This window comes from Nocardioides sp. Root240 (assembly GCF_001428825.1).
Classification (GTDB): Bacteria; Actinomycetota; Actinomycetes; order Propionibacteriales; family Nocardioidaceae; genus Nocardioides.
In genome coordinates this window covers 250,536-277,055 of record NZ_LMIT01000016.1, presented here as the reverse complement: position 1 = coordinate 277,055, position 26,520 = coordinate 250,536, and the positions used below count along the sequence as shown (strand labels likewise).

Here is a 26,520-nt window from a genome sequence, read left to right as displayed (position 1 = left end):
GCGGGCATCGGCGGCAATCCACTCTTGCGCCTCTGTCGGTTCGAGGACGAAGCCCATCCCAAGCACAATGCATCCTTGGAATCCAATGCCCACGTTCTCTTTGAGCCGAATCGGGTTCCCTGTCGCTCGACCAGCCGGTTCGAGAAGCGTGGTGATTCCACCCACCGGAACGTCGTCAGAGATCCTCGGCACGATATCGGGCACTGGCCCGAGGGTTCCCCAGACTGCGGCATATTCCAGGTTCGCACTGGCAGCGGGCCATGTCCGAGACTGGACGGACCGGGTGATCGTGAAGCCCTTAGCGACCAGGGCGTCGAGTCCGACCTCACGCGTGTCACCTTGAGCCACAGTGTTTGTGGCGACCAGGCCCAGCGTGCCTTTCCTCTGCAACAGCGAGGTGGCACGCAGGAAGAAGTAGGCAACGAGATCGGCGCTTCCTCGCCGACCCTCGGCGACGACGTTAACGAACCAGTCGCGGACGTTCGTCCCCATCGCCCCGGTGAGCTTCTGACCCCCGAGGAATGGCGGGTTGCCGATGATGGCGTCAAACCCTCCGTTGTCGATGATGACGTCGGGGGCCTCGATCACCCAGTGGAGAGGCTGCCACCGCTCGTAGTCGGTCACTACCGTCGGCTTCAGTCCCGAGTCGATCAACGACGTGAGGAATGTGTCGTCAGCCTCGCCCCCGTCGGGGTACGCCTTGCCGACCGCGATGCGGAGGTTGTCATATGCCTCGTTGAGCGCCCTGCCTGGCTTCCCACCCTGGGAAAGTCCGGCGCCGACAACGCCGTCTGCGATCCTCCGAAGATCCGCCGTCACCTTCCGGAAGTCTGCGAGCTGACGGCGCTTGGCAGAGCTGGTGCGAGCCGGATCGTTCTCGTCGATCTCCGCCAACAGGGTGCGGCGCAGCTCCTTCGCACGGTCGATAATCGAGTCGATGTCGACGTCGTAGGCGTAGTAGCCCGCCATCTCCGTCTTGACCTTCGGATCGATGTGGAGACGGCGAAGTTGGTTCAGGTCTGTGACGCCGAGCAAGGAGTTGCCGAGGAAGACCTTGTCATCGACGAAGGAGAACGGCAGATCGCGGTCGAGCGAGACGAGCCAGAGGGAGAGCTTGCACATCTCGACCGCCATGTCGTTGATGTCAGCTCCGTAGAGGCAATTCGCGACGACCTGGCGGATCGCGCGCGTGTAGAGATCCTTCCGGGCAGCGTTACGCGGATCTTCGGCCGTCCACGCTTCAACGACGCGCTCAGAGAGGTAGCGGGCGGCAGCCACAAGGAACGCGCCCGAGCCGCAGGCGATGTCGGCGACCTTGAGACTCAGCAACTCGTGGGACGGCTTGAGCTTCCACTCTTCCCCGTTAGCGGTCTGGTGCGGTCCCGGGGAGTAACAGAGCGGCTGGAGCGCGTGGAGAACGACATCCTCAGCGAGTGACTTGGGTGTGTAGTGCGCCCCAGCGTTCTTCCGGGACGGGGTCTCCTTGACGAGGAGACCACCAGCGAGCACGACGAATGGGCGCTGACGCAGGTCCAGTCGAACCACCCCGAGCCAGGGCTTCACTCGGTCGCGCAGTTCGAGGTCATCTCCGACGGCCTGAGTGAGTGCGCTGACGACCTTCGGGTCGACGTCAGCGCTAATGGCCTTGGCGATGGCGGCTGCCGAGGACGGCTTGGCCGAGGGTTGGTCGTCCTCAACGAACTTGCGGATCGCTGCCGCGAGCTTCTTCGGGTCGCTGTGCTCGGACGCAAACTCTTCGAGCTTCGCGAGCGGAATCTCTGGCTCTTCGCCGAGGGTGCCTTTGAGTCCGACAGTGACCTCAGTAGCGACCGCGGCCGTGTAGCCGAGTAGGCCCTCGTAGATGTAGCCGATTTGCTCGACGTCGATGTCGCGGAAGGAGATGCGGCGGGCTTCGCCCTTGATATCGGCGACCTGGACGGAGCGTAGGACGTGGAGCATGACGCGGTCCGAAACCGTGATCGCGAGGGTGCCCTGATCGTTGGTGGCGGTCAGGAACGGGAATCGGGCCGCGTCGAACAGCGAACCGCCGTAGGCCGGCATCCGCAGGTTCTCGAAGCTTGCGCCCTGGTAGAGCGCCTGGCTGGTCGCGAGCAGCCGGTGCCACGTGAGCGAGGTCGCGTCGAGGGCTTCCTCGCTTTCCTCTGTCTCTCTGGAGATGAGGCGGTCCAGCTCACCAGCAATGCCGTATCCCTGCTCGAACAACTCACCTGAGGGAAGAAGTCCGCGCTCTTCGGCGAAGAGGAGGAAGACCGCGCGCATCATCACGGTGACGGCGGCTTCGTAGCTGTCGTGAGTGCGCTTCGGAAGTGGGTCGGGCAGGCCCCGACGCCGTGCGTCGGCGGCGGATTCGGAGAAGGACTGGATGAGCAGCTCAACAGCGCGGCGGACCTGGGCACCGAGGGCTTCGGTAATCTCTTCGGCCGCAGCGACGGACTCCTCGAAGAGGATTGGGAGCCGCTCGGTCGGATCGCCGCCGATGAGGTGCTGGCGTCCGATGAGGGCGAAGAATGCGTCGCGAGTACGCGTCTCTTCGGTCCACGTCAGGGCGTCGACGATGCCGGAGGCGGCCATCGCGCCCTCGCGGACGCAGACGAGGCCCCACCAGCGCCCGTCGGTGACGATGCCGATGGGGATCTTGTTCTCGCGGAGCATGACTTCGACGCGGTCGATGGGGTTGGCGGCCCACAGGTCGCCGGGTGTCTGGCGCAGCGAGTCGACCGAGTCGACGACATGGACGATCGCGCCGATGCCGCCGGCGCCGTTGAGGGCAGCCTGGGCGCGGATCGTCACCGCACGATTGGGTGACTGTGCCTCAACGCCGGGGACCTCGCCCCACGATAGGGACTCAGCCCATCCGGCGACGTCGCGCAGGACCGTCTCGACCCACTTGTCGCGGGCAGCGCGGTAGGAGTCCTGAGTGGTCTCGGAGTCGGGCGAGCGGTCGAGGGACTCCCATGCGGCCTCGAAGTCCTTGCGGGAATCAACGAGCGCGGTCTTGCGCTCGTTCGTGAGGCTGGGCATTCCCTGGGGCCACACCCGCTTCAGCGGCGGGATGGCGAGAAACGGTCCCTCCGTGTCGACGAGCTCAAGCCAGGCGCGGTGCTGGTCGGCGGCGTTGATCGTCTTCGTTCCACGGGGCGTGGTGTTCTTCTTGGGGCGGGCCATCACTCAACCCACCCGTCTGCGTCGGCGCGGGTCAGCGCGAACACGACGGCCGCTGCGGTGGTGTGGGGCTTCACGTCGGCGTAGCGGTCGGTGATAGCCGCGATCTCTCGCGCTTCTTCGTCGTCGAGTTCGTCGAGACGTCGGCTCATGGCATCGATGTCACGCCTCCACTGGCGCATCTGGTCGGGGTCGGTGAACAACTGGCCCTCCGCCTCGTCCTCCTCGGCCTTCAGCCGTGCGAGTGAGTCGCGCAGGTTCGCACGGAAGGCGGCGAAGATCTCCTTGGCCCGCTGGATGTCGGCGGCTTGCCGCTTGGCGAGCTGCTCGATGACCAGCTCGTGCCGACGGCCAGCGCGGGCCTGCATCGATTCTTCGAGGCGCAGACGAAGCGGCGCGTCTGGGATGTTCCAGAGGTCGCAGAGTTGGTCACGCACACGGTCGTCGGCGACGGAGAGGCGTTCGCGGTCGAGTGCCTTGTCGAGAGCGGCTTCGGCCTTCTCCTCGGCCATCGCACGGCGACCCTTCAAGCGAACGCCTGCGAGGAAGACCTCTTCGTGGAGGCGGACGCCGCCACGGCCGACGAGCACCATGCGGGTGACAGCGGCAACAAAGGACTTTTCAAGGTCGTCGACCACGACGGCGGTTACACGGTTGAGAGGTGAGTCGACACTCCACAGCGACCTTCGGAGCAGTCGCTGCGCCTTCTGCACGATGGGGTGTCCGAGGTGAACGTAGACGAGATCAGCACGGCCTTCGGCTGCGTCGGCGTCAAACGTGATTGGGCGAAGTTCGCCTGGCTTGAGTCGGGTGTCGAGGCCACGCAGCGTGTCGTGCCAGCCAGTTGTCAGGGACGGAACGGTGAACACCTCGGCGTCGGTGTCCTGTGCGAACTCGTGGTTCTCGATCAGCGGTGACTGGTGGTTGATCCGAAGGGCGGTGTCGACCACGCGACGGAGGTTGGCCGGGTCAAGGTGCATCTCGGTACGCGACTCGTCATACCCCTGCTCCAACTGGGTCAGCCTTGCGTTGAGCTCCATCCCGCCGGCCAGCGCCGAGTTGATGACCTCGTTGGTGTCGACACCCTTGGCCTTGGCCTTGGCCGGAGTGCGCTTGCCGAAGTGGCCCTGGATCTCCTCGCCAACAACCTGATTGGCCGATCCGAGGTCGTACTCGACCTGGGCGATCTTGCGGGCGATACGCTCCATGAAGTTCAGATCAGCGGCATAAGTTGACGAGTCCAGGACAGGGACGAAGTGGAAGACCTGGGGCTCCGCGGTCTGGCCGTAGCGGTCGATGCGGCCGATGCGCTGTTCGAGGCGTGAGGGGTTGAACGGGATGTCGAAGTTTACGAGCCGGTGGCAATAGGTCTGAAGATCGATGCCTTCACCAGCGGCGTCAGTCGCCAGTAGGACGCGGACCGGCTCCTTGGCCGGATCGGCGGTGAACTGCGACCGGATGTACTCGCGATCCTCTGTCGCTGTGGAGCCTTGGATGACCGCTAGGCGGTCGTTGGTGTAACCCTTTTGATTCAGCACGCGGGTCAGCCAGTCGACGGTGTGGGCGTACTCGGTGAAGACGACGACGCGCTCGTTGGACCACGAGTTGCCGGACGGTCGACAGACTGCGTCGAGGAAGTGGATCAATCGGTCCAGACGGGAGTCCGCTCGGCTCTCGTAGCCCAGACCCCACTCCATAAGGGTTTCGAGTTGACCGGATTCAGCCGCAACCAGTGGGTCGGAGCCCTTGGACTCTCGCAGCTTTTCGGCTTCGTCCTGCTCCCACAGGCCCTCTTCCTCGTCAGACTGTCCTTCGCCGAAGATGTCGTCGTACTCGTCCTCGGACAAGCCGCGCCCCGCCTTCGACGCAAGGTAGTGACTGAGGCTCATTCCGAAGGCGAAGGGACTGGACAGGAAGCGCTTCTTCAGCAACATCGTGACGATGTCGCCGCCGGGCTTGGTGCCGTTCTGCTTGGCACTCTTGGTGACGATGTCGTCGAGCAGGGAGAACATCTGCTGCTCGGAGTCCGACGGTGTGACGTCGAGCGTGCTGACCTTGCGCTTCTTGAAACCCTTGCCGGACAGGTTGGTCTTCAGTCGGCGGACCGTGACATCTTTCAGTGCAGTCGAGTCGAGATTCGCGCCGCGAGCGAAACGGCGAGGGTCGATCATCTCCATCAGCGCGGTGAATGACTCAGGGTGACCGTTGTGCGGCGTTGCGCTGAGGAATAGGCGGTGCTCGCACTTCTCCGCGAGCTGACGGACCGCGACCGTGCGCTGGGTATCGACCGCGTAGCCACGACCGCCAGCGATCGCAGACGGGCTTGACGGCGCGACGTGGTGGGCCTCATCGACCACGAGGATGTCGAAGGCGTACCGCTTGCCGGTCTTGGGGTTCGTGGCCTGGGTGTAGACGTCGCGGAGCAGGCGCTGGGCGCGGACCTGCGGGAGCCAAGCCATACTGACGATGACGCGCGGGAAGAGTTGGAACGGGTTGGCGTGTAGCCCGTGGGTGCGCCGCACCAGGGCCATCAGTTCGGAGTTGACGATTGTGAACTCCAGGCCGAACTTCTCGCGCATCTCATCCTGCCACTTCAGCGCGAGGCTAGGCGGGCAGACGATGACGGCGGTGCGAGCGCGGTGACGCAGGAACAGCTCCTGAATCACCAGGCCAGCCTCAATCGTCTTGCCGAGACCCACATCGTCCGCGAGCAAGAGGTTGGCGCGGGGCACTCCGAGCGCACGGCGAAGCGGCTCCAGTTGGTAGGCCTCGACCGTGGCGCCCGACCAGAACGGTGCTTGGTAGCGGTTCGGATCAGCACTGGTGACCGCACCCCATCGCATCGCGTCGATGAACCCAGCGAGGGTCGCGGGCTCGTCGAACGCGTCGGAGTAGATGAGATCTGGCAGCCCCTGAGCAGGGGTGACCGTGTGACCGACTTCGAGCTCCCAGACCACAGAGAGCTGCTCACCGAGTCGATCCTCGTCGAGCGACTGAAGCTCGACGACGTGCGAGAGCTGTGCGGTGACCTCATCGGCTGGGCTGCGGGGCAGGCCCTGGACCTGCACGCGGGCAACAGCCCAGGTCGAGCCCCGCACCTCTACGACCTGACCAGGCTCGGGAAGGGTCGGCCGATCCGCGTTCCTTCCAACTCGTCCCTCCGGCGGTCCTGAGATCTCCGTCGTCGTCACAAGTTCAACCTACCGAGGAGCGATCACTCATCCCCTGCGAATGGCGAGAGTGGCCCGCGCAGGGGAAACCGCTTCCCCCTACAGTCCCCCTAGCGCCCGGGTTCGAACCAAACCAGAGCCTCTTGAAATGAAAGAAACCGCAGACTGAGCTGCGGTTTCTCTGGTGGAGCCTAGGGGACTCGAACCCCTAACCCCCTGCTTGCAAAGCAGGTGCGCTACCAATTGCGCCAAGGCCCCGTGCTCGGCGTGCCGAGCGAGGGTTGTTCAGTTCTTGGGGAGGGTGTCGGTGGCCTCGGCCCAGAGGGCCTGCTCGGCCTTCGACTCCTGGAGCTTCTTGCCGGCGACGACGACACCGAGTGCGGCCAGGGCGGCGAGGATCAGCTTCTTCACGACAGACTCCTTGTTCCAAACAGTAAGCCCCGGTCCGCAGATGCGCGGCCGGGGCTTTCCGTGGGCCTAAGAGGACTTGAACCTCTGACCCCCACATTATCAGTGTGGTGCTCTAACCGTCTGAGCTATAGGCCCGGGTGGCTTGCTGTTGTTGGGTGGAAGCCCCTCGGCAGCAAGCCGAGAGCAGACGATACCGGAGCGTGCTCGCGGGGCACAAAACGGGGAGTCCGGCGCGGAGGTTGCGGGGGTTTCGAGGCTCGGCGCTGGCGCGCCTCGCACCTCAACCACCGGATTGGCTGGCGCTGGCGCGCCTCGCACCTCAACCACCGGTGTGGCCGGCGCTGGCGCGCCTCGCACCTCAACCAGCGGCTGGGTTCGCCTGGACGCTGCGGAGGTCTCGATACGCCCGCTCGTTCCTCGCGGGCTACTCGACCAGCGACGGGGATGAGGCCAGCGCTGGGTCAGGCGTCCTCGGCGAGGGTGATCTCGATGCCGCCGAGGAGGGCGGCCGACATGTTGTAGAGGAAGGCGATCAGGGTGGACGCGGCGGTGATCAGGACGACGTCGATGGCGGCCACCAGCATGGTGAAGCCGAGGACGCGGCTGGTGCCGACGTAGTCCTCGATCCGGAAGCCGGCGACGTCCTCGCCGCCGATGCTCTCCTGGATCGTGGAGTTGATCGAGTCCCAGACACCCGCGGCGCCGAGGACCTGCCAGACCATCGCGACCGAGACCACGGTGACGACCGCGAACGCGATGGACAGCAGGAACGACGTCTTCATGACCGACCAGGGGTCGATCCGGGTGAGGCGGAGGCGGGCCCGTCGCGGCGTCCGGGGACGTACGACGGTGTTGCTCGCCGCGGGGGTGACGACGGGGCCGGAGGCGATCGGGCGCGACGGGCTACCGGGTCCGCTGCTCGGCGGACCGTCCACCGGCGGGCGGACCGCCGTGGTCTCCTCGACGCGCTCAGTCATCAGCTCTCACTCTCCCCGGGCTCGGGTGCCTCGGCCCGGTCACTGCCGGTCTCGACGACGTCCGTCGTGTCGGCCGCCGCGTTGTCCGTTCCCCCGATTGTGGCATCCGAGGCCTCATCGGGCGATTCGGTCGCCTCCTCGTCGGGGTCCTTGGCCTCGACCGAGCGGGCGACGACGGCGACGGTGTCGCCCTTCTTCGGGGTGACGAAGTTGACGCCCTGGGTGGAGCGGCCGGTGGGCCGGAAGTCCTCGTTGATGGGCGAGCGGACGACCTGGCCGGTGGCCGTGATCGAGAGGATCTCGTCGCCGTCGACGACGATGAAGGCGCCGACGAGGGAGCCGCGCTCCTCGTTCTCGAGCTTCATCGCCTTGATGCCGATGCCGCCGCGGGACTGGACGCGGTACTCCGAGATCCGGGTGCGCTTGGCCTTGCCGGCGTCGGTGATCGAGAAGACGTACTGGACCGGCGCCTCGGCGTCGCCCTCGGCCTCCTCGTTGGCGACCTCCTCGGCGCGGATGACGGCCATCGACAGCAGCGCGTCGCCGTCGCGGAACTTCATGCCGGTGACACCGGACGTCGCCCGGCCCATCGGCCGCAGCTGGTCGTCGCTGGCGGGGAAGCGGATCGACTGGCCCTTGCGGGAGACGAGCAGGATGTGGTCCTCGCTGCTCACCAGCTCGGCGCCGATCAGCTCGTCGTCGTCGTCGCGGAAGTTGATCGCGATGACGCCGGCCTGGCGGGGGCTGTTGTAGTCGCCGAGGCGGGTCTTCTTGACCAGGCCCTTCTTCGTCGCGAGGACGAGGTACGGCGCCTGCTCGTAGTCGCGGATCGCGAGCACCTGGGCGATGGACTCGTCGGGCTGGAACGACAGCAGGCCGGCGACGTGGCCGCCCTTCGCGTCGCGCGAGGCCTCGGGCAGGTTGTAGACCTTCGTGCGGTAGACCCGGCCGGCGGTCGTGAAGAACAGCAGCCAGTGGTGCGAGGTGGTCGAGATGAAGTGGTCGACCACGTCGTCGCCGCGCAGCGAGGCGCCGCGCACGCCCTTCCCGCCGCGCTTCTGCGTGCGGTACTGGTCGGCGCGGGTCCGCTTGGCGTAGCCGCCGCGGGTGATCGAGACGACCTGGTCCTCGTCGGGGATCAGGTCCTCCATCGACATGTCGCCGGCGGCCGCGATGATCTGGGTACGACGGTCGTCGCCGTACTTCTCGACGATGCCGTTGAGCTCATCGACCACGATCCGCCGCTGACGGCTGACGTTGGCGAGGATGTCCTTCAGGTCGGCGATCTCGGCCTCGATCTTGGCGAGCTCGTCGATGATCTTCTGGCGCTCGAGGGCGGCGAGACGACGCAGCTGCATGTCGAGGATCGCGTTGGCCTGGAGCTCGTCGATGTCGAGCAGCTCGATCAGGCCTCGGCGGGCGTCCTCGACCTCGGGCGAGCGCCGGATGAGGGCGATCACCTCGTCGAGCATGTCGAGCGCCTTGGCGAGTCCACGCAGGATGTGGGCCCGCGCCTCGGCCTCGCGCAGGAGGTATTCCGTACGACGCCGGATGACCTCGATCTGGTGCTCGACCCAGTTGCTGATGAACTGGTCGATGCTCAGCGTCCGCGGGACGCCGTCGACCAGCGCCAGCATGTTGGCGGAGAAGTTGGTCTGCAGCTCGGTGTGCTTGAGCAGGTTGTTGAGCACCACGCGGGCGACGGCGTCGCGCTTGAGCACCACGACGATGCGCTGGCCCACGCGCGACGAGGTCTCGTTGCGGACGTCGCTGATGCCCTGCACCTTGCCGGCGTCGGCGAGCTCGGCGATCTTCACCAGCAGGTTGTCGGGGTTGACCATGTAGGGCAGGTCGGTGACCACCAGGACGGTACGGCCGGACTTGTCCTCGTCGACCTCGATGATCGCGCGCTGCGTGATGGAGCCGCGGCCGGTGCGGTAGGCCTGCTCGATGCCCTCGCGGCCGACGATCAGCGCACCGTTGGGGAAGTCGGGGCCCTTGACCCGCTCGAGCAGCGCGTCCTGCAGCTCCTCGCGGGTGGCGTCGGGATGCTCGAGCGCCCACACCGCACCCTCGGCGACCTCGCGCAGGTTGTGCGGCGGGATGTTGGTGGCCATGCCGACCGCGATGCCGGCCGAGCCGTTGACCAGCAGGTTCGGGAACCGGGCCGGCAGGATCGTCGGCTCCTCGGTCTTGCCGTCGTAGTTCGGGACCATGTCGACGGTCTCGCGGTCGATGTCCCGGACCATCTCCATGGCCAGCGGGGCCATCCGGCACTCGGTGTACCGCATGGCCGCGGCGGGGTCGTTGCCCGGCGAGCCGAAGTTGCCCTGGCCCGCGACCAGCGGGTTGCGCATCACCCAGGGCTGCGCGAGCCGGACGAGGGTGTCGTAGATCGCGGAGTCGCCGTGGGGGTGGTACTGACCCATCACGTCGCCGACGACGCGCGCGCACTTGTTGAAGCCGCGGTCGGGCCGGTAGCCGCCGTCGTACATGGCGTAGAGGACCCGGCGGTGGACCGGCTTCAGCCCATCGCGTACGTCGGGCAGGGCGCGCCCGACGATGACGGCCATCGCGTAGTCGATGTAGGAGCGCTTCATCGACTCCTGGAGGTCGACGGGCTGGACGCGGCCGCCACCGGCGCCGTCGGCGAGGTTGTTCTGGGTTTCAGTCACGATTGCTCTCTCTGGCTCGATCTATCGATATCTAAGGAATCTGCTAGAAACTCAGATATCGAGGAATCGGACATCCTTGGCGTTGCGCTGGATGAAGGAACGACGCTGCTCGACGTCCTCCCCCATCAGGATCGAGAAGATCTCGTCGGCCTGGGCGGCGTCCTCCAGGGTGACCTGGAGCAGGACGCGCTGGTCGGGGTTGAGGGTGGTGTCCCACAGCTCGTCGGCGTTCATCTCGCCCAGACCCTTGTAGCGCTGGATCGGGGCGTCCTTGGGGAGCTTCTTGCCCTGCTCGAGGCCGTCGCGCATCATCGCGTCGCGCTCGGCGTCGGAGTAGACGAACTCGTGCTCGTGGGGCTTGTTCCACTTGATCCGGTAGAGCGGCGGCTGGGCGAGGTAGACGTGGCCGGCCTCGATCAGCGGCCGCATGAAGCGGAACAGCAGCGTCAGCAGCAGCGTGTTGATGTGGTGGCCGTCGACGTCGGCGTCGGCCATCAGCACGATCTTGTGGTAGCGCAGCTTCTCCAGGCCGAACTCCTCGTGGACGCCCGTGCCGAGCGCCGAGATGATCGCCTGGACCTCCTGGTTGGCCAGCACCTTGTCGATGCGCGCCTTCTCGACGTTGAGGATCTTGCCGCGGATCGGGAGGATCGCCTGGATCCGGTTGTCGCGGCCCATGACCGCCGAGCCACCGGCCGAGTCACCCTCGACGATGAAGACCTCGCACTCCTCCGGGCTGCGCGAGCTGCAGTCGCGCAGCTTGCCGGGGAGACCGCCGCCGCCGAGCAGGCCCTTGCGGTTGCGGGCCAGGTCGCGGGCCTTGCGGGCCGCGATCCGCGCGGTCGCCGCGGCCTGCGCCTTGCGGATGATCTCCTTGCCCTCGGCCGGGTTCTGCTCGAGCCAGGCGCCCAGCTGGTCGTTGACGACCGACTGCACGAAGCCCTTGGCCTCGGTGTTGCCGAGCTTGGCCTTGGTCTGGCCCTCGAACTGCGGGTTGGAGATCTTCAGGCTGATGATCGCGGTGAGACCCTCGCGGATGTCGTCACCGGTGAGCCGGTCCTCCTTCTTCTTGATGAGGCCCCACTCCTCGCCCCATCGGTTGACCAGTGAGGTCAGCGCCGCACGGAAGCCCTCCTCGTGCGTGCCGCCCTCCGGCGTGTTGATGGTGTTGGCGAAGGTGTGCACCGACTCGTTGTAGGACGAGGCCTGCCACTGCATGGCGAGCTCGAGGCTCATCGGGTTCGGGGCGTCGTCACCCGTCTCGGACTCGGCGGCGATGATCGGGCTGATCGGCGTCTTGCGCTTGTTGAGGAAGTCGACGTAGTCGGCGAGACCGCGCTCGTACTGGAAGACCTGCTCCAGCGCCTTGTGACCGTCGACATCGGCCGCGTGGACCTCACCCAATGACGCAGTGGCATCGGCGACACCGTCGACATCAGATGCAGTGCCGTCCTCGACCGCCTCGGCGAGCTCCTCGGCCTTGGGCCGGGCGTCGACGAGCTCGATGCGCAGGCCCTTGTTGAGGAAGGCCATCTCGCGGAAGCGGGCCGAGATCGTCTCGAGGGTGTAGTCGGTCGTCTCGAAGATGTCGGGCGAGGCCCACCAGGTGACGGTGGTGCCGGACCGCTCGCCCTCCTCGAGGGGGCGGACCTGGCGCAGCGGGTAGTCCGGGACGCCGAGGGAGAACTCCTGCTCCCACAGGTAGCCGCGGTTCTTCACCTGCAGATGGAGCCGGTCGGACAGCGCGTTGACGACCGACGAGCCGACGCCGTGGAGACCACCGGAGACCTTGTAGCCGCCGCCGCCGAACTTGCCGCCCGCGTGCAGCACGGTGAGCGCCAGCGTCGCGGCGGGGAGCTCTTGGCCCGGAGCGGTGTCGGTCGGGATGCCGCGACCGTCGTCGACCACGGTGACCGAGCCGTCGGGGTTGAGCGAGACCTTGATGACGTCGCAGTAGCCGGCGAGCGCCTCGTCGACCGCGTTGTCCACGATCTCCCAGATCAGGTGGTGGAGGCCGCGCTCACCGGTGGAGCCGATGTACATGCCGGGCCGCTTCCGGACCGCTTCGAGGCCCTCCAGGACCTGGATCGCCGAGGCGTCGTACTCGGTTGCCTGGGGGGCCTGATCGTCAGTCGACACAGCCGGTGACCTCTTCTGAATCGGGGAGTGCGCGCCAGGGCCGATGGCATGGCGACGGCCGAGTCAGGCGCCTGCGCGACGCATTCCCGGCCGATAACCCATTCTAGCCCGCTGAGGGCCTCAGGACACGTGTCCGGCCCGTCGTGGGGGAGGTCTGCTGTGGAAAAGGGGCTCTGAGTGCCCCGGAAACGCGGATCGGAGCGCTTCGCAGGGGCACAGGTGGGCCCCCGTACGTCGGCGCCGCTGTTCGGCCGCCCACTGGGAGACTGCTGAACAATCCGCGCGGCTACGCGACGCTCGCGCTCGCCCGTCTCGTCCAGCAGTCTCCTAGCCGGTGGCACCGCCGGCGATCCGCAGGACCTGCGCCGCTCGTACGTCGAGCTCCGGGACCTCCGGCACCGCGCCCACCCGGGTCAGTGTCGCGAAGCTGCGGTCGGCGGCACCGAGGTAGGCCTCGAACCGGCGCAGGCCACCCTCGTCGTCCACCCAGTAGCGGGTGCGGGAGCCGCGGGCCGCAGCACCCTCGTCGGCGGGCCGCGGGCCGCTCATCACGGTGACCGCGGTGCCGTCGACCTCGTCGCGACGGAGGTGACGGGCCGATCCCTGCTGCAGCAGGACCGGGTTCTCGGGGCGGTCCGAGCCGAGGGTCAGCGCCAGCAGGAGGAAGAGGTCCTGGACGACGTCGGTGCTCATCGCGCGGGTGGTCCAGTCCGCGTCGGCCGGCGCGGGGCGGCCGTCGTCGGGACGGGCGGCTGTCGCGACCACGTGGGTGGTCCAGGCGATCACGCGGCTCGGGGCGTCCGCGAAGGTCGCGGTCCCCCACGCCGTACCGGCGGCCAGAGCGAGGGTCGCCTCGATGGTCGAGCCGTCCGCGCCCGGCAGCTCCATCCGGACCGGGACGGCCTTCTCCTGGTGGAGGCGGAAGCGGGTCAGCGCCAGCAGCTCGGCCTCCTCGCCCGTCAGCGGCCGCTCCTCGTCCACCACCGGGTCGGGCTCGTCCTCGCCGCACCCGACGGCGGTCAGGAGCGGGGCGAGCGTGGCGGCGACGAGCAGGGTCCGCCGAGAAGCAGTGGGCACGGGTCGAGGCTAGGCAGCGCCGTACGGCGGCGGGCCGGTCGGACGCCGCCCCGGGACGATTTGACCCCCGGAAGGGGGTCACGGTCGTCCCAGGTGACGAATTCGGTCGTCCCGGGGGCGGAGCCGATGGTGGGGTTGGGCCCATGAAGATCGCGGCTGCCCGGTTGCTCCTCGCCTCCCTCGTCGCCCTGGCCGCGGCCGGCTGCTCCGACGGCGCCGACGAGGAGGCCCCCGCCGCGAAGCAGGCGCTGGTGGAGGTCCCCGGCGACGCGGCGACGATCGGCGAGGCGCTCGACCTGGTCGCCGAGGACGGCATGGTGCTGGTCGGCCCGGGCACCTACCGCGAGCAGGTGCTGGTGAGGACGCCGGGCGTCACGCTGCGTGGCACCGACCGCAACGCGGTGGTCATCACCGGCGAGGGCACCCGCACGGCCGGCGTCGTCGGGATCGCCGACGGCGTGCGCGTGCAGAACCTGACCGTCACCGACACCCTCCTCTACGGCGTCCTGATCACCGGCACGCACGAGGGCGACGAGGTCCTCACCCCCGCCGAGCACGGGTACGACGAGTTCGACCCCGCCGCCTTCCCGCCCCTGCAACGCTTCCGCGTCGACCACGTGACCGCGACCAACAACGGCCTCTACGGCATCTACGCCTTCAACACCCAGCACGGCGTGATCGCCGACAACTGGGCGTCGGGCTCGGCCGACAGCGGCATCTACGTCGGCCAGTGCCGCGACTGCGACACCCTCGTCCAGGGCAACGTCACGGCCCGCAACGCGGTCGGCTTCGAGAACGCCAACGCGTCCGACTCGCTCACCGTCGTGGGCAACCAGCTCAGCCACAACCGGGTCGGGATGACCCTGACCTCCAACTACCAGGAGGCGTTCGTCCCGCAGCACGGCAACCTCGTCGCCGGCAACGTGATCGCCGACAACGACGAGCCGCAGTCGCCGGAGCAGGCCGACGGCGGCTTCGGCATCGGCGTCGGGATCGCGGGCGGCCAGGACAACGTGCTGGTCCGCAACCTGATCACGGGCAACCCGCTCGTCGGCGTGCTGCTCGACGGCGCCGAGGACGTGCCCTCGACGGGCAACCGGATCGCCGACAACCTGCTGGCCGGCAACGGCGCGGACGTCGCCAACGTCTCCCTGCCGGCAGCGGCGACCGCCGGCACCTGCGTCGTCGGGCCGGCGTCGCTGCGCCTGGTGCCGGCCGGTCTCGGTCTCGGCTGCGCCGCGGGGGTCGACCCGGCCGCGACCTCGGCGGACCTGCCGCAGCTGTCGGCGCCCGCGGGTGTGGCCTTCCTCGACGTACCCCGGCCGGGGGCGCTGCCGTCGATGACCGACACCCGGCAGGCACCGACCCCGCTGCCGGCGACGATCGAGCGTCCGGCCGCCGACGCGGTACGACGCCCCGCCACCGACCTGCTCGCGGCCGTGCTGCGCGCCGGCGGCGTGCGGTGAGCGTGCCGTCGCGCCGCCAGGTCCTGTTCGGAGGCGCCGCCCTCGCGGTCGGAGCGGCCGCTGCGGAGACGACGCGGGCGGTGATCGACGCGCCCTCCCCCGCCGCGGATCCCGCGCCAGCAGAGGGATCCAGCAGCACCGCTGCTGCGGGCCGCACCCAGGCCGGCGTCGACCGCCCGGTCCCGCCGCTCGCCCACCTGCACCTGCACGCGCTGACCGCACCCGCCTCCGTCCGCACGCGCGAGGCGATCGGCGCGCTGCTCGCCGGGCTCGGGGAGCGGGTCCTCGCGCTGGTGGCGTCGGCGCAGGCCGGACCCGCCGGCGAGGCTGCGGGCGACCTGACCATCCAGGTCGGGATCGGCAGCGAGCTGCTCGCGCTGGCGGAGCTCGCGGACGCCCCCGACGTACTGCTGCCGCAGTTCCGCGGCTCGGCCGCCCTGGCCGACGACCGCCGCGGGGGTGACCTCTTCCTGCAGGTCGCGGCCGAACGGCCCGAGCTGGTCAACGGCACGGTCGACGCGCTGCTCGCCGCCCTGCCGGGCTTCACGCCGCGCTGGAGCCAGGTGGGCTACCGGCCGCTCGGCGACGGCGCCGTCACCCGCAACCCGTTCGGCTACGAGGACGGCATCGTCCAGCCCACGACGGACAAGGGCGTCCCTGAGCACGTCTGGCTCACCGACGGACCGCTCGCGGGAGCGACCGTGGGCGTCGTACGACGGTTCGTGCTCGACACCGCCGCCTTCCACCGGCTGCCCGCAGCCGAGCAGGACGGGGTCTTCGGCCGCGAGCGGGTCTCGAGCGTGCCGCTCAGCGGCGGTGCACCCCGCGCCGACGTGAACCTCGGCGCCAAGTCGCCCTCGGGCGCCTACCTGGTCCCGGTCGACTCCCACGCCCGGGCGGCGCACCCGTCGTTCGTCGACGTGACCGTGATGCTGCGCCGCGGGTACGGCTTCCGCGAGACCGTCGACGGCGCCGCCGACCGCTCGGGCCTGCTGTTCATCTCCTACCAGGACGACATCACGGTGTTCACGCGCACGCAGCAGCGGATGGACCGGACGGACCGGCTGATGGAGCTCGCGACGCCGACCGCGGAGGCCGGGTTCCTGGTGCTGCCGGGGTTCGACCGCGACCGGCCCCTGGGCAGCTCGCTCTTCGGCTGACGCCCATCGCTGGTCGAGGTGCGAGCGCAGCGAGCCTCGCGACCGGGTTCAGCTGCGCAGGGCGAGGTTGTTGCAGGCCTCGCAGGTCTCCTCGGGGATCAGCCCGGCCCGCATCAGCCAGCCGAAGATCGTGCAGCCCAGGCAGAACGCGAGGAAGGCCTCGAGGCCGGCGGCCACGATGATCAGGACCAGCAGGACCTCGGCGAGGCCGGTCAGACCGAGCGCGACGGCGACGGTGGCCAGCCCGGTGACGACGGCGCCGATGACCTGCGCGAAGCGCTTCGGCGGCCCGGGGACGGGCTTCGGCTCCCCCAGCCGGGGTGCGACGACGGCGCTGGCGAGCCGCCCGAGCGGACTCAGCGTCGGCCCGGTCAGCGCGCGGGCGACGAAGCCCAGCGCCAGCACCAGGCTCAGCCAGAGCCAGTCGGTGCTGACCAGGCGACCCAGCAGCAGGGCGGTCGCCGCGATGAGGACGACCCCGCCGGCGACCACGCGCGCCGCCTTCTCGTTGACCGGGTGCGGGAAGCTGAAGGTACGACGGAGCAGCGACTCCGGAGCAGTGACGGTCATGGTCTCGATCTCTCTCTTCGGGGAGGAGGCGGGGCGAGCACCGCTCGCCCCGCCTCGGGGTGTTCGTGCGCTACCGCGGGACCTGCGTGCCGGCGCCGAGCCCCGGTACCAGCCCGAGCGGCGCGGTGGAGGTGACGGCCCAGTTCCCCTCGGGGAAGTAGGAGTCGTCCTGACGCTCGCCACCGGCGGAGCCGGGGATGAGCGTCGGCGCCAGGAACTGCGGCTGGAGGGCCACGACCGCGGTCGATCCCAGGCCCGGCTGCCGCGGGCTCCAGGGCGCCAGCAGCGCCGAGCTGAACACGTCCGGCGAACCCAGGTATTCGAGGACCTTCCTCGCCGAGGTGCCCGTGGCCAGCGCCTCCGCGATCGCCCGTCCGGTCGCGTATCCCCGCAGCCCGTCGAGCGAGGCGAGCTCGCCGCGGAACAGCTGCGGGACGGCCATCCGGTAGAGCACGGCGTCGGTCGACGAGGGCGAGACCTCGCTGACGCCCTGCACCGCGCCGAGGTGCCCGAGGGCGCCCGACGCGCGGACCACGGTCTCGGACAGCACCCGTTCGGACAACAGGATCGGCGAGGTCAGCACCTTGTCGCCCCGGGCCCGCCCGAGGCGCTCGATGGCGCCGACGTCGGGACCACCGGCGTCCGGCAGGTCCACGACGAGGGCCGTGGTCCGGCGGGCGTCGATGACCCGGGTCAGGGCACCGTCGTCGAGCGACGCGAGGGATCCCGGCTCGAGCTGGACGACCTCGGGGACCGGTCGGGACGACGGCTCGGCGAAGCCGCGCGGCGCCGCCTTCGGCGACAGTCCGATCCGCAGGCCCGCGAGCAGGCGCCTGCCCTGGAGGTCGTCCGCGACGAGGGCGCGCACGACCGGCTCGGCAGCGACGCCGGCCGGCTGCACCCGGCCGCGGATGAGCTGTCCGAGCGCGACGCCCTGGGCGAAGGGATCGGCCACCAGGCGGAACACGCCCCGCGTCTCGGTGGGATCGACGGCGGGGTCGCCGACGACCACCGGGAGATCGGCGTCGGCCAGCGCCTCGACCGCCTCCGAACCGCCGCCGCCGCAGGTGCCGGCCGAGGCGACGCCGCCCGCACGCAACGCTCGGGCGGCGGCCTTCCGCGCACCGTCGGGGGTGCCGCCGCTGTCGATCGTCAGCAGGGACACCTTGCGTCCCCCGTCGAGCCCGCCGTCCGCGTTGAGCCGGGCCAGCGCCATCTGGACGCCGATCACGTGCGCGCGGCAGCGCTCGGCCGCGGGCCCGCTCAGGTCGGCCACGGCGACCACGTCGATCGGCGGCGCGCCCGGTGCCTCGGGCACCCCGACCTCGAGGGCCACGGCCTGGCCGGACTCCCCGTCGACGGTCACCTCGGCACGCCACTGGCCGTCCGCCGGCACGTCCACGGGCGCCGACCAGGTCCGTCCGCCGTGCTGCTGGAGGTCGACGGTGCGCGGGCGGTCGCCACGGTCGGGTCCGGTCAGGACCACGGACACCTTCTTCGCCGCCGGGTCCTCCGGGGGCAGGGCCACGGTGAGGACGTTGTCGCCCGCCCGGGCCGGCGCCAGGCCGACGGCCGCCGTACCGCTGTCGAGGACCGCGGTCGCGGCCGCCGGTCCGGCAAACAGGTTCCCGACCTGGGCCGGGAGCGGCCGGTCGCGGCCCTGCACCAGGGCGCCGAGCGTGACCGCGAGGGCGAGCACGACGACCCCGGCGACCAGCTCGAACCCGACGGCCCGAGCGGGCCCGGGCTGACGGTCGCCGCGCGAGCGGCGCCAGGCGACCAGGCCGATGACCGCGATGACGACGACCAGTGCGGCCTTCGCGAGGACGACGCGTCCGTAGCCCGACCACGTCAGGAAGTACCAGTGCGCCACCTCGCGGATGGCCGCGGCCACGCCGGTGAGGACCACCACGACGAGCGCGCCGATCGCGATCGCGGCATAGCGACGCAGCGACGTGCGCACGTCGACGCCGCCGACCCGCGAGGCGACGGCGACCGCACCAAGCCCACCGAGCCAGAGGCCCGCGGCGAGCACGTGGACGACGACCGCGAGCAGGTAGGGCACCGACGGCTCGGTCAGCACGTGGCCCGAGAACGCATAGCTGGCGAGCACGCCACCGGCGGCGGCGAGGCCGACCCAGGGACGCACCCGGGGCCGTCGTCGTACGACGAGCAGCGCCGCGGTGGCCACGGCCACGAACGCGAGACGGGCGAGGTCGGCCCGGCCGGTGGCGGACTCGGTGAGCAGGCCGAGGTCGAACTCACCGGTCGACCCCGCCGTCGCCGAGGTCAGCGCACCGGCGACGGCGGCCAGCACCGTCACCAGCCAGGCCGTCGGTGTCAGGCGCAGCAGTCGCGACTCCCCAGCCGGCGAGATCTCACCCGCGCGGCGCAGGCGGTGCAGCAGGAGGAGGCCGGCGAACAGCACGGAGGCCATCAGGATGCCGGCCCAGCGGCCGGTCCACCGGATCACGCTGTCGCCCGCGGCGCTGCTGTCGGGGCGTTGGCCGGCGCCGGTCAGCGAGGCGGCCCCGGGCGGGTCGTCGCCGTCCGCGGTGGCGACGCCGAAGCGGAAGGACCCGGAGACGACGTGACCGTCGTCGCCGAGCGCGGACCAGCGGACCGTGTAGACGGCACTGGCCAGGGTCGTGCGGGGGACGACGGACAGGATCTGGCCGTTGGCCTTCTCCGTCACGGGTCCGGTCGCGACGGCCTTGCCGCCGGGACCGGTGACCTCGAAGGTCGAGCCACGGGCGACCGCGGGCTCACTCAGCGCGATGGAGATCGCCTTCGGCGCCTCGGGCGCGACCGAACCGGCCTCGGGGGTGGACTGGATGGCGTTGGGGTGCGCCGCCGCGGGCGCCGCGCCGCCACCCAGGAGGGCAGACAGCGCGACGACCGCGACGACGACGAATTGCCGGAGGATCAACGGAAGTCCCTGTACGACAGGTCCTTGCCCGACGCGTTGGGCGTCGAGATCCCCGGCGGCGTCACCCACAGCTCCGAGTGCGGCTTGTAGAAGCCCGCATCCGGGTTGCCCGGCCAGTTGCGCCGGTTGAAGTTGACGCCCAGACCGCCGGTCTTCTCGTCACGGAACGAGTCGTCGTAGCTCAGCTTGCCGGACGGCGTGATGTTCACCGAGTACAGCCGGTGGTCACCGTCGACACCCGTGCGGGAGACGAAGTAGTCCGTGAACTGCAGGCGCCACGGCGTACCCCACTGGTCGACGGTGTGGTTGTCGAGCGCGCCCCAGTGCGGGCCACCCGTCGTCACGTCGGCCACGGGCAGGGCGGAGATGAACCGCGGGCAGTCCGCGACGGTCTCGCCCTGGGCCAGCTTGTTCCACAGCCGGATGCCGGTGAGGTCGAGCGTGCCGTTGTGGATGCCTCGGGACAGGTCGCAGTCGACCTTGCCGTCCGCGGCGCTCTCGATGAGCGGCGAGATGTCGATGTCGTAGACGATCTTCGCCGAGCCCTGGTCGAAGTAGTTGTCCGAGCCGGGGTTGCGGCCCTGGACGGCCCGGAACAGGATCCGGTTGTTCGGCGCCACCTGGTGCCACGCACCACCGGCGCAGCCACCGGGCTCGTCGTACTTGCGGCCGTCGGGGGTCTGCACGATCGACAGGCCGTCGTTCCACACCTGGACGATCTGGTCGGAGAAGTCGCCCTTGGCCTTGGTGAGGTCGGGGACGAAGAACACGCCGCCGCCGCACATCGAGCCGAAGAACGCGCCCTTCGACGACAGGCCCTTCTGGTACCGGTCGGCGTTCGGCCAGGTCTTGGCCGCCTCCATGATCCCGTACTGCTCGTGGGCCCGCTGGGCGGGCTCCGTCGGGCCGTTGGGGACGTGGGCGACACCGATCAGCTTCGGCTTGCCGGCGTTGGCGCCCTCGTTGTTCCAGGTCCGGACCGTCGGCCGGAAGGCGTACTTGTCGATCGTCTTGACCGGGTCGAGGACGATCTCGCGCGGCTCGGCGTAGTCGGAGGTGATGCCGACGCCGAGGTCGTTGCGGAACTGGATGCCGTGCGGGTTGGCGCAGGTGCCCAGCGGGCGGGCCTCCCGCAGGGTGCAGGGCTCCTTGATGCCGTTCGGGTTGGCACCGAGCGCGCCACCGGCCGGCGACTCGGACTCGACGACGACACCCTTGGTCGGGTGCGGCTTGAAGGTCACGACCTCACCCGGGGAGCCGCCGAAGTTCGCGAGCGGGCCGCCCATGAGGGTGAGGTAGAACCGCCCGCCGGGGCCGTTCTCGTACGCATCGGCGATCGAGCCGCCCGGCGTCGAGGTCACGGGGATCTCGTTGAGCAGCTTGAGGTTGGGGATGTCCGAGGCGTCGAGCACGTGCGTCGTACCGGTGAAGAGGCCACCGGCGAGGATCGGGTCCCCGTCGTTCCACTCGTACTGCATGTGGTGCGACTCGTTCTCCAGGCCCCACGGCAGCGGGAGCTGCACGAAGTTCACCACGCGGGCGTAGTCCGGGTTGTCCGAGCCGTCCAGGTTCTTGGCCCGGCCGTCGATGACCTGGAAGCCGTCGAGACCCGGGAGGAACTGCGGGTTCAGCAGGTCGAGGAGACCCTGCGGGTTGATGGTCGCGTTCTGCACGAACTTGCTGATGACGTCGGCGTTGATGTCGGCGACGTTCTGCTTGGCCGACCACACCACGGAGTACTCGGGCTTCGCCAGCGGATTGGGCTGCGGGCCCTTCCCCGCCTCGTACTTCGCCTGGGCGGCCTTCCACTCGGCCGTCGCCTTGTCACGGCGCGCGATCGCGCCGCTGACGGTGTTGTTCTTGACCTTCCCGAGGCTGGTCGCGTTGCTGAGGGTGTTGACGAGCCACTCGGCGCTGATCGGCAGGTCGCCGAGCAGGCCCAGCGCACCGTCCCCGCCGAGGCCGCCGCCGAGCCCGCCGCCGTCCAGGACGTCGAGGCCGGGCAGTGCGTCGAGGCCCGGCAGCGGGAGCCCGCCCTCACCGAGCGAGTCGAGACCGGGCAGGGGCAGTCCCCCTCCCCCGAGCGAGTCGAGACCGGGGAGCGGCAGGCCGCCCGGGTCGGACGTGTCGTCGGCGGCGGCGGTGACGGTGCCCGCGGTCAGGAGACCGAGACTGAGCAGACCGACAGCCACCCCGCGGACGACGCGGTTCTTCCTGTGCATGCTGTGCATGTGCCTTCCTCTGTACGGGTGCGGTGACGCGACCTTCCGGGGTCGCGTCGAGACATGGACAGGTACGGCGCCGTGACGCGCCGACTCCCGGCTCTGCACCCGAGCAGGGCGGATCGTGCTCCCAGGTCGATCCGACGTCGGTTCACACCGCACTTGTCCAGCAGTTCTCGACTGCCTCCCACCGCGGCCACGAGGACCGCGATTCCCTACAGACGATGGCTCTACTTAACCATACTAATTTAGGTAACTTTAAGGTGATTGAGCTTTCGTGGCACGGACCCCGGCTCCGCCACTCACCCGCCACTCACTTCGCGGCGACGAAGGTCCCCTCGAGGTGCCAGTAGCCGCTGAACCTGTCGAACGGCCCGCCCTCGATGGTGCTGGACCACGAGAGCTCGAAGTGGCCCGAGTCCTCGTCGTAGGTCCCCTCCACCGGGCTGGTGAGACCCTTCTCGGAGCCGTCGGGCTTCGGGGAGCCCTGGTTGAAGTAGAGGTTGTTCCAGCCCGCGGTCCACGCGGTGAGCTGGCCGGACAGGACCCCGTCGTCGTTGCGGATCTCCGGACGCGGGAGCTCCTCCCCCGTGCCCGGGTCGACCGACTGCGTCGAGATCGCGAACTTGATCGCGGTGAACGTGCCCGGTCGCGTGATCTGACCCGCGAGAGCGTCGCCCTGCGGGCTGAACGCCGCCTTGGGGCCGGGCTGGAAGGTGCCCGTCACCAACCCTCCGTCGGTGCCGGCGACCGCGACCGAGTAGGACTGGTCGGGGCACTTGGAGTCGGGGTTGAGGAAGTACCCGCCCTTCTCCACCGTGCCGCCGGGCTGGATCATCCGGAAGTACGAGCCCGTGACTCCCTTCGCGTCGCAGTGACCGGCGTCGAGGCGGAAGGTCCCGACCAACGGCTCGCCGCTGGCCTCCTCCCCGTCGTCGGAGGAACCGCACCCGGCGAGGGTGGCGGACAACAGCGCGCCTGCGGCGACGAGCCGGAACGACGGGCCGGAGAGCTTCATGGTCGAGCCTTTCGGGGAGTGAGGGAGATCAGGACGAGAAGGGCACCTGGAGCGACGAAGAACCACGGGAACAGGCGGAAGCTCGGCAGCGAGGCGACCGCCTGGTAGTTGTCGACGCTGTCGCTCATCGCGCCGATCATCGGAGTCATGTCGTTGAGGACGCGGATCCACTGGGCGTCGAGCTCCTCCGTCGCCGGGTGGGGTACGCCGGCGCGGGCGAGCTCCGGGGCGATGTCCAGCCGGATGGCGCCCTGGCCCGCCGCCATGGTGGCGAAGTAGCCCTGGATGCGGGCGACGTTCTCGGAGGTCTCGATCGTCTGGAAGGCGCCCATCATCTGCGCCCCACGGGGCGCCTTGTCGAACATGCCGACCGCGAACGGCAGCACGACCAGGGCGACGCCCAGCGCGGCGGCCGGCAGCCGGAGCCACCACCCGTCGCGGCCGGTCACGGCGCCGTACCCGGCGAGGAGGAGGATGATCACCCCCGGAACGGCGAAGAACCACGGGAAGAGGCGGAAGTCCGGCAGCGAGGCGACCGCGTCGTAGCCCTCGCGGTTGGCCGCGACCTGGTCCATGAGCGAGGTCATCGTGGTGTGGATCTCGGGCCAGTCCCGGCTGAAGGTGGCGTAGGCCGGGCTCTCGATGCCGGGGCGCGCCTCGACCAGCGGGTCGATCTCCTGCACGGCCGCGTCGATCCCGGCCAGGTGCCCCTGGAAGCCCGCCAGCCGCTCCTGGGTCATCAGGGGGGCGAAGTCCTGGATCATCTCGGCGCCCAGGGGCGCGCGCTGGAACATCCCGAACGCGACGGGAGCCAGCGCCAGGCCCAGCCCCACCAGTGCCAGCGCGAGTGCGGCCCCCCGTGTCGACGTCCTGCCGGTCGCCATGGCATCCCCTTGTCGTCTATTTCTTCCATATTGTTGACTGAATAACTATACTTTAGCCCGTTCCCTCCGCGGGCTGCTCCGCCCCGACAGAAACGACGCCATGACGACGTACTCCCTGCGCAGCGCGCGCCTGCGCCGCTGGACGCCGGCCCTGCTGCCGGCCCTGGTCCTGGGCCTCCTTCCTCTCGCGACCGTGGTCGCGCCGCCGTCGGAGGCCGACACCGCCACCCGCCTGGTCGGTCTCTTCCGGCTCGCGCCGGGCAGCTGCAAGGGCGGGAAGGTCACCGGCACCTACCTGCGGATGGTCCTGCCGAGCGGCACCGCCAACGGTCCGTACATGTCGAACGGCGACTCGTCGTGCAGCGACCAGTCGTTCACCCCGCTCGGCCCGGGGGCGGACGGCGGCCTGAGCACGGTCGGTTACCAGGCCGCACCAAAGCCGGCCTTCGACTCCTCGGGCAACGCCCGGGCCAACCGGATCACCGCCCCGGCGCAGTACTACGGCACCGCCTTCACCACCGCGACCGCCGCCACCGAGCCGCAGTCCGGCCGGTCGGTCCCGGTGCCGACGGTCACCCTGCGCGGGACCAGCCTCACGGCCGACCTCCGCGCGTTCACGGTGAGCTGGAACAAGCAGTACTTCAACCAGGGCGCCCCGAAGCCGGACGGCTCGACACCCGGCAACACGAAGCTCGCGAAGGGCAGCTACGACCCGGCCACGGGCCGCTTCACCCTCGACTGGGCGAGCCAGGTGCAGGGCGGACCCTTCGACAAGTTCACCGGCAAGTGGCACCTCGAAGGCGTGTTCGTGCCGGCTCGCTCGAGCGGCAGCGGCGGTTCGACCGGCGGGCAGGGCTCGGCGTCCGGTGGCTCCGGCTCCGTGAGCACGCCCGGGGCGGTCCAGCCCGGCGCCGCGCAGCCCGGTGCCGCCCCGGCACCCGGGCAGGCGCCCGCCGCCGGTGCTCCGCTCGCCGCCTCACCCGGCGCGGTCGCCACACCGGGAGCGCCGCTGGCAGCCACGGACGCCGGCACCCTGACGGCAGGTACGCCAGGCACCCGCACCGTCACGCAACGCCACAAGGAGTGGCGGGTGTCCGGTCCCCTCACCGGCCTGGCCGTCGGCCTCGCCGTGGTGGCGATCGGCCTCATCGTCGGGACCCGGGTCCTCGAGCGTCGCGCGAGCCGGAAGGTCGCCGCGTCATGAAGCTCTCCCTCGTCCGCAGGCTCGCGACCGGCTTCCTGTTCCTCGACGTCCTCGTCATCGGGGCGGCCGCCGTCCAGGTCGACGCCGTGGTCGCCCAGACGGTGACCGCCCCACCCGTGGGCGCCGCTCCGGCCCCCACCCCGCTGCCGGTCGACGGACTCGCGCCCGCCGCGGTCCCGGAGTGGCCCGGCGCCCCGCTCCCCGCGTCCGTACCCCTCGGCGACGGCGGGGTCCCCCAGGCCGCGGCACCGGTGCCGCCGGTCACCCCGTCCGGCACGGACGAGCCGTCGTCGGGCGGCAAGGGGTCGACGCCGCCGACCGCACCGCCCGAGGAGGGCGGCGTGCCGGCCGGGCCGGGCATCCCGCCCTGCCCGATCAGGCTCAGCGAGCACCCGCAGAGTGGGGGCCTCCAGTCGCTGGTGCCCTTCGCGCCGGCCTTCGGCCCGTTCTCGGCGGAGGCGTTCGCCCTGGCGTCCGCCTACCAGCCCGAGCTGCAGCTCCTCGGACCGATCCTCGCCCAGTACCCCGGCATCGAGCCGGCGGTCGAGCCGATCCTGACGCCGCTGGTCTCCACCCTCGGCACCCTGCTCACCCGCGGGCTGGACGTCATCAACCCGCTCTACGGTCCGTACCGGACCCGGTTCCTCGAGGCGGAGACCAAGCTCGCGGCAGCCCTGGCGCCGTACTCCCAGGCGCTCGCCCACAACGCGCTCGGCGGATGCATCGTCGAGCTGCAGAGCGCCCTGCTGACCGCGAGCAGGACCGGTACGCCGGGCGTACCCCGCCCGACGGCCCTGGACCTGACCGCCCTCGGCCTGGGTGGGCTGCTGTGAGGCGCGGCGGCGCCGCGGCCTGGCTCGCCCCGGCCGTGGTCGGCGTGCTCCTCTCGGGGTGCACCTTCTCCTCCGGGGACACCACGGAGGTCACCGAGTCGGGCCAGGAGGCAGCCGGCGCGTCCGGCACGGGCGGCCAGGCTGCCGACCGCAAGCCGGCGCAGCCCACGCCGTCGGCCCCCCACGTCTCCAAGCTCTGCGACAGCCTCACGGCGGTCTACCTCACCAACATCTCCGACGCGGAGAATGCGGCCAGCATCGTCAACGACTGGGTCCGGGTCACCGCGCAGGCACCTGCTCGGCTCAAGGACGACCTCAACGCCGTCGGCGCCTACCTGGTGGCGGCCGCGAAGGGCGACTACGCCACGCTCAAGGCCGCGTCCGACATCGTCGGTGACGCCCTCGACCACGTGGACAGGTACGTCACCAAGGTCTGCAAGGCCTAGAGCCCGCTCGGGGTCGTCGGCGCGCTGCTGCGGTCGTCGGTGGTGCAGTTCGCAAGCGGCAGCGACGGGGCGAGCCCGGTGAAGGGTCGGGTCCGGCGGCCTGCGGCCGGGCGGTGGTCGGCGGCGCGTGGTGACCCCCTCGAGTGGGCGAGTACC

17 protein-coding genes and 2 tRNA genes are annotated in these 26,520 nt (G+C 70.0%); 5 read left to right on the top strand and 14 right to left on the bottom strand.

The features are described 5' to 3' along the window. The 9 genes from ASE20_RS24125 to ASE20_RS24090 all read right to left on the bottom strand — a co-directional run. A partial coding sequence (locus tag ASE20_RS24125; protein ID WP_056897127.1) for a DNA methyltransferase occupies positions 1 to 3,186 on the bottom strand: 3,186 nt, incomplete at its 3' end. Then, positions 3,186 to 6,374, bottom strand: a complete 3,189-nt coding sequence (gene drmD / locus ASE20_RS24120) for a DISARM system SNF2-like helicase DrmD (protein ID WP_225869132.1) — start codon at positions 6,372 to 6,374, stop codon at positions 3,186 to 3,188. The genes drmD and ASE20_RS24125, both read right to left, overlap by 1 nt. A 161-nt stretch (positions 6,375 to 6,535) precedes the next feature. Then, positions 6,536 to 6,611: transfer RNA gene (locus ASE20_RS24115), tRNA-Ala, on the bottom strand. Positions 6,612 to 6,638: 27 nt separating this feature from the next. Next, a complete protein-coding gene (locus ASE20_RS25785; protein ID WP_225869133.1) occupies positions 6,639 to 6,764 on the bottom strand; it encodes a DLW-39 family protein in 126 nt (41 codons plus the stop codon). A gap of 61 nt (positions 6,765 to 6,825) precedes the next feature. Continuing rightward, a tRNA-Ile gene (locus ASE20_RS24110) sits at positions 6,826 to 6,899 on the bottom strand. Positions 6,900 to 7,225: 326 nt separating this feature from the next. After that, positions 7,226 to 7,741, bottom strand: coding sequence for a DUF3566 domain-containing protein (locus ASE20_RS24105; RefSeq protein ID WP_056897126.1), 516 nt, complete (start codon positions 7,739 to 7,741; stop codon positions 7,226 to 7,228). Next, on the bottom strand, positions 7,741 to 10,416 hold the full coding sequence (gyrA, locus tag ASE20_RS24100) for a DNA gyrase subunit A (protein ID WP_056897125.1): 2,676 nt from the start codon (positions 10,414 to 10,416) through the stop codon (positions 7,741 to 7,743). Before gyrA ends, ASE20_RS24105 begins: the two co-directional genes overlap by 1 nt. A 51-nt stretch (positions 10,417 to 10,467) precedes the next feature. Then, positions 10,468 to 12,555, bottom strand: a complete 2,088-nt coding sequence (gyrB, locus tag ASE20_RS24095; protein ID WP_056897124.1) for a DNA topoisomerase (ATP-hydrolyzing) subunit B — start codon at positions 12,553 to 12,555, stop codon at positions 10,468 to 10,470. Between the two features lie 327 nt (positions 12,556 to 12,882). Next, on the bottom strand, positions 12,883 to 13,632 hold the full coding sequence (locus ASE20_RS24090; RefSeq protein ID WP_056897123.1) for a hypothetical protein: 750 nt from the start codon (positions 13,630 to 13,632) through the stop codon (positions 12,883 to 12,885). Positions 13,633 to 13,775: 143 nt separating this feature from the next. Here ASE20_RS24090 and ASE20_RS24085 point away from each other — a divergent pair, with 143 nt between their 5' ends. Together ASE20_RS24085 and ASE20_RS24080 are read left to right on the top strand one after the other, a co-directional pair. Continuing rightward, positions 13,776 to 15,098 (top strand): nitrous oxide reductase family maturation protein NosD, encoded by a 1,323-nt coding sequence (locus ASE20_RS24085; RefSeq protein ID WP_056897122.1) that lies wholly within the window; start codon positions 13,776 to 13,778, stop codon positions 15,096 to 15,098. Further along, complete coding sequence (locus ASE20_RS24080) at positions 15,095 to 16,258, top strand: Dyp-type peroxidase (protein WP_056897121.1); 1,164 nt, start codon at positions 15,095 to 15,097, stop codon at positions 16,256 to 16,258. The genes ASE20_RS24085 and ASE20_RS24080 overlap by 4 nt, the downstream gene beginning before the upstream one ends. A 48-nt stretch (positions 16,259 to 16,306) precedes the next feature. On the opposite strand, the gene ASE20_RS24075 is transcribed toward ASE20_RS24080, so the two are convergent. The 5 genes from ASE20_RS24075 to ASE20_RS24055 form a co-directional block, all read right to left on the bottom strand. Next, positions 16,307 to 16,828 carry a DUF4395 domain-containing protein gene (locus ASE20_RS24075; protein ID WP_056897120.1) on the bottom strand — a complete coding sequence of 174 codons (522 nt, stop codon included), beginning with the start codon at positions 16,826 to 16,828 and terminating at the stop codon, positions 16,307 to 16,309. A 70-nt stretch (positions 16,829 to 16,898) separates the two neighbouring features. After that, the gene (locus tag ASE20_RS24070) at positions 16,899 to 19,757 is read right to left on the bottom strand and encodes a copper resistance protein CopC (protein WP_056897119.1); all 2,859 of its coding nucleotides are present in this window, start codon (positions 19,755 to 19,757) and stop codon (positions 16,899 to 16,901) included. Then, positions 19,754 to 21,988, bottom strand: a complete 2,235-nt coding sequence (locus ASE20_RS24915; protein ID WP_056897118.1) for a hypothetical protein — start codon at positions 21,986 to 21,988, stop codon at positions 19,754 to 19,756. The genes ASE20_RS24070 and ASE20_RS24915 overlap by 4 nt, the downstream gene beginning before the upstream one ends. A gap of 304 nt (positions 21,989 to 22,292) precedes the next feature. Further along, positions 22,293 to 22,997 carry a hypothetical protein gene (locus tag ASE20_RS24060; protein WP_056897117.1) on the bottom strand — a complete coding sequence of 235 codons (705 nt, stop codon included), beginning with the start codon at positions 22,995 to 22,997 and terminating at the stop codon, positions 22,293 to 22,295. Next, positions 22,994 to 23,881: a hypothetical protein gene (locus ASE20_RS24055; RefSeq protein WP_056897116.1), complete on the bottom strand. Its 888-nt coding sequence runs from the start codon at positions 23,879 to 23,881 to the stop codon at positions 22,994 to 22,996. The genes ASE20_RS24060 and ASE20_RS24055 overlap by 4 nt, the downstream gene beginning before the upstream one ends. Before the next feature lie 100 nt (positions 23,882 to 23,981). Between ASE20_RS24055 and ASE20_RS24050 the strand changes: the two genes are divergently transcribed. Genes ASE20_RS24050 through ASE20_RS24040 form a run of 3 tightly spaced genes read left to right on the top strand, consistent with a single transcriptional unit; the run spans position 23,982 to position 26,364 of the window. Beyond that, positions 23,982 to 25,085, top strand: a complete 1,104-nt coding sequence (locus ASE20_RS24050) for a hypothetical protein (protein ID WP_056897115.1) — start codon at positions 23,982 to 23,984, stop codon at positions 25,083 to 25,085. Next, on the top strand, positions 25,082 to 25,918 hold the full coding sequence (locus ASE20_RS24045; protein WP_056897114.1) for a hypothetical protein: 837 nt from the start codon (positions 25,082 to 25,084) through the stop codon (positions 25,916 to 25,918). Before ASE20_RS24050 ends, ASE20_RS24045 begins: the two co-directional genes overlap by 4 nt. Further along, positions 25,915 to 26,364: a hypothetical protein gene (locus ASE20_RS24040; protein ID WP_056897113.1), complete on the top strand. Its 450-nt coding sequence runs from the start codon at positions 25,915 to 25,917 to the stop codon at positions 26,362 to 26,364. The genes ASE20_RS24045 and ASE20_RS24040 overlap by 4 nt, the downstream gene beginning before the upstream one ends. Positions 26,365 to 26,520 lie beyond the last annotated feature (156 nt).

What these genes read in the sequence shown, in the direction of transcription:
- ASE20_RS24055 (WP_056897116.1), bottom strand. Translation starts at nt 23,881, where the DNA reads ATGGCGACCGGCAGGACGTCGACACGGGGGGCCGCACTCGCGCTGGCA.
- ASE20_RS24075 (WP_056897120.1), bottom strand. Translation starts at nt 16,828, where the DNA reads ATGACCGTCACTGCTCCGGAGTCGCTGCTCCGTCGTACCTTCAGCTTC.
- ASE20_RS24060 (WP_056897117.1), bottom strand. Translation starts at nt 22,997, where the DNA reads ATGAAGCTCTCCGGCCCGTCGTTCCGGCTCGTCGCCGCAGGCGCGCTG.
- ASE20_RS24085 (WP_056897122.1), top strand. Translation starts at nt 13,776, where the DNA reads ATGAAGATCGCGGCTGCCCGGTTGCTCCTCGCCTCCCTCGTCGCCCTG.
- ASE20_RS24105 (WP_056897126.1), bottom strand. Translation starts at nt 7,741, where the DNA reads ATGACTGAGCGCGTCGAGGAGACCACGGCGGTCCGCCCGCCGGTGGAC.
- ASE20_RS24915 (WP_056897118.1), bottom strand. Translation starts at nt 21,988, where the DNA reads ATGCACAGCATGCACAGGAAGAACCGCGTCGTCCGCGGGGTGGCTGTC.
- ASE20_RS24050 (WP_056897115.1), top strand. Translation starts at nt 23,982, where the DNA reads ATGACGACGTACTCCCTGCGCAGCGCGCGCCTGCGCCGCTGGACGCCG.
- ASE20_RS24045 (WP_056897114.1), top strand. Translation starts at nt 25,082, where the DNA reads ATGAAGCTCTCCCTCGTCCGCAGGCTCGCGACCGGCTTCCTGTTCCTC.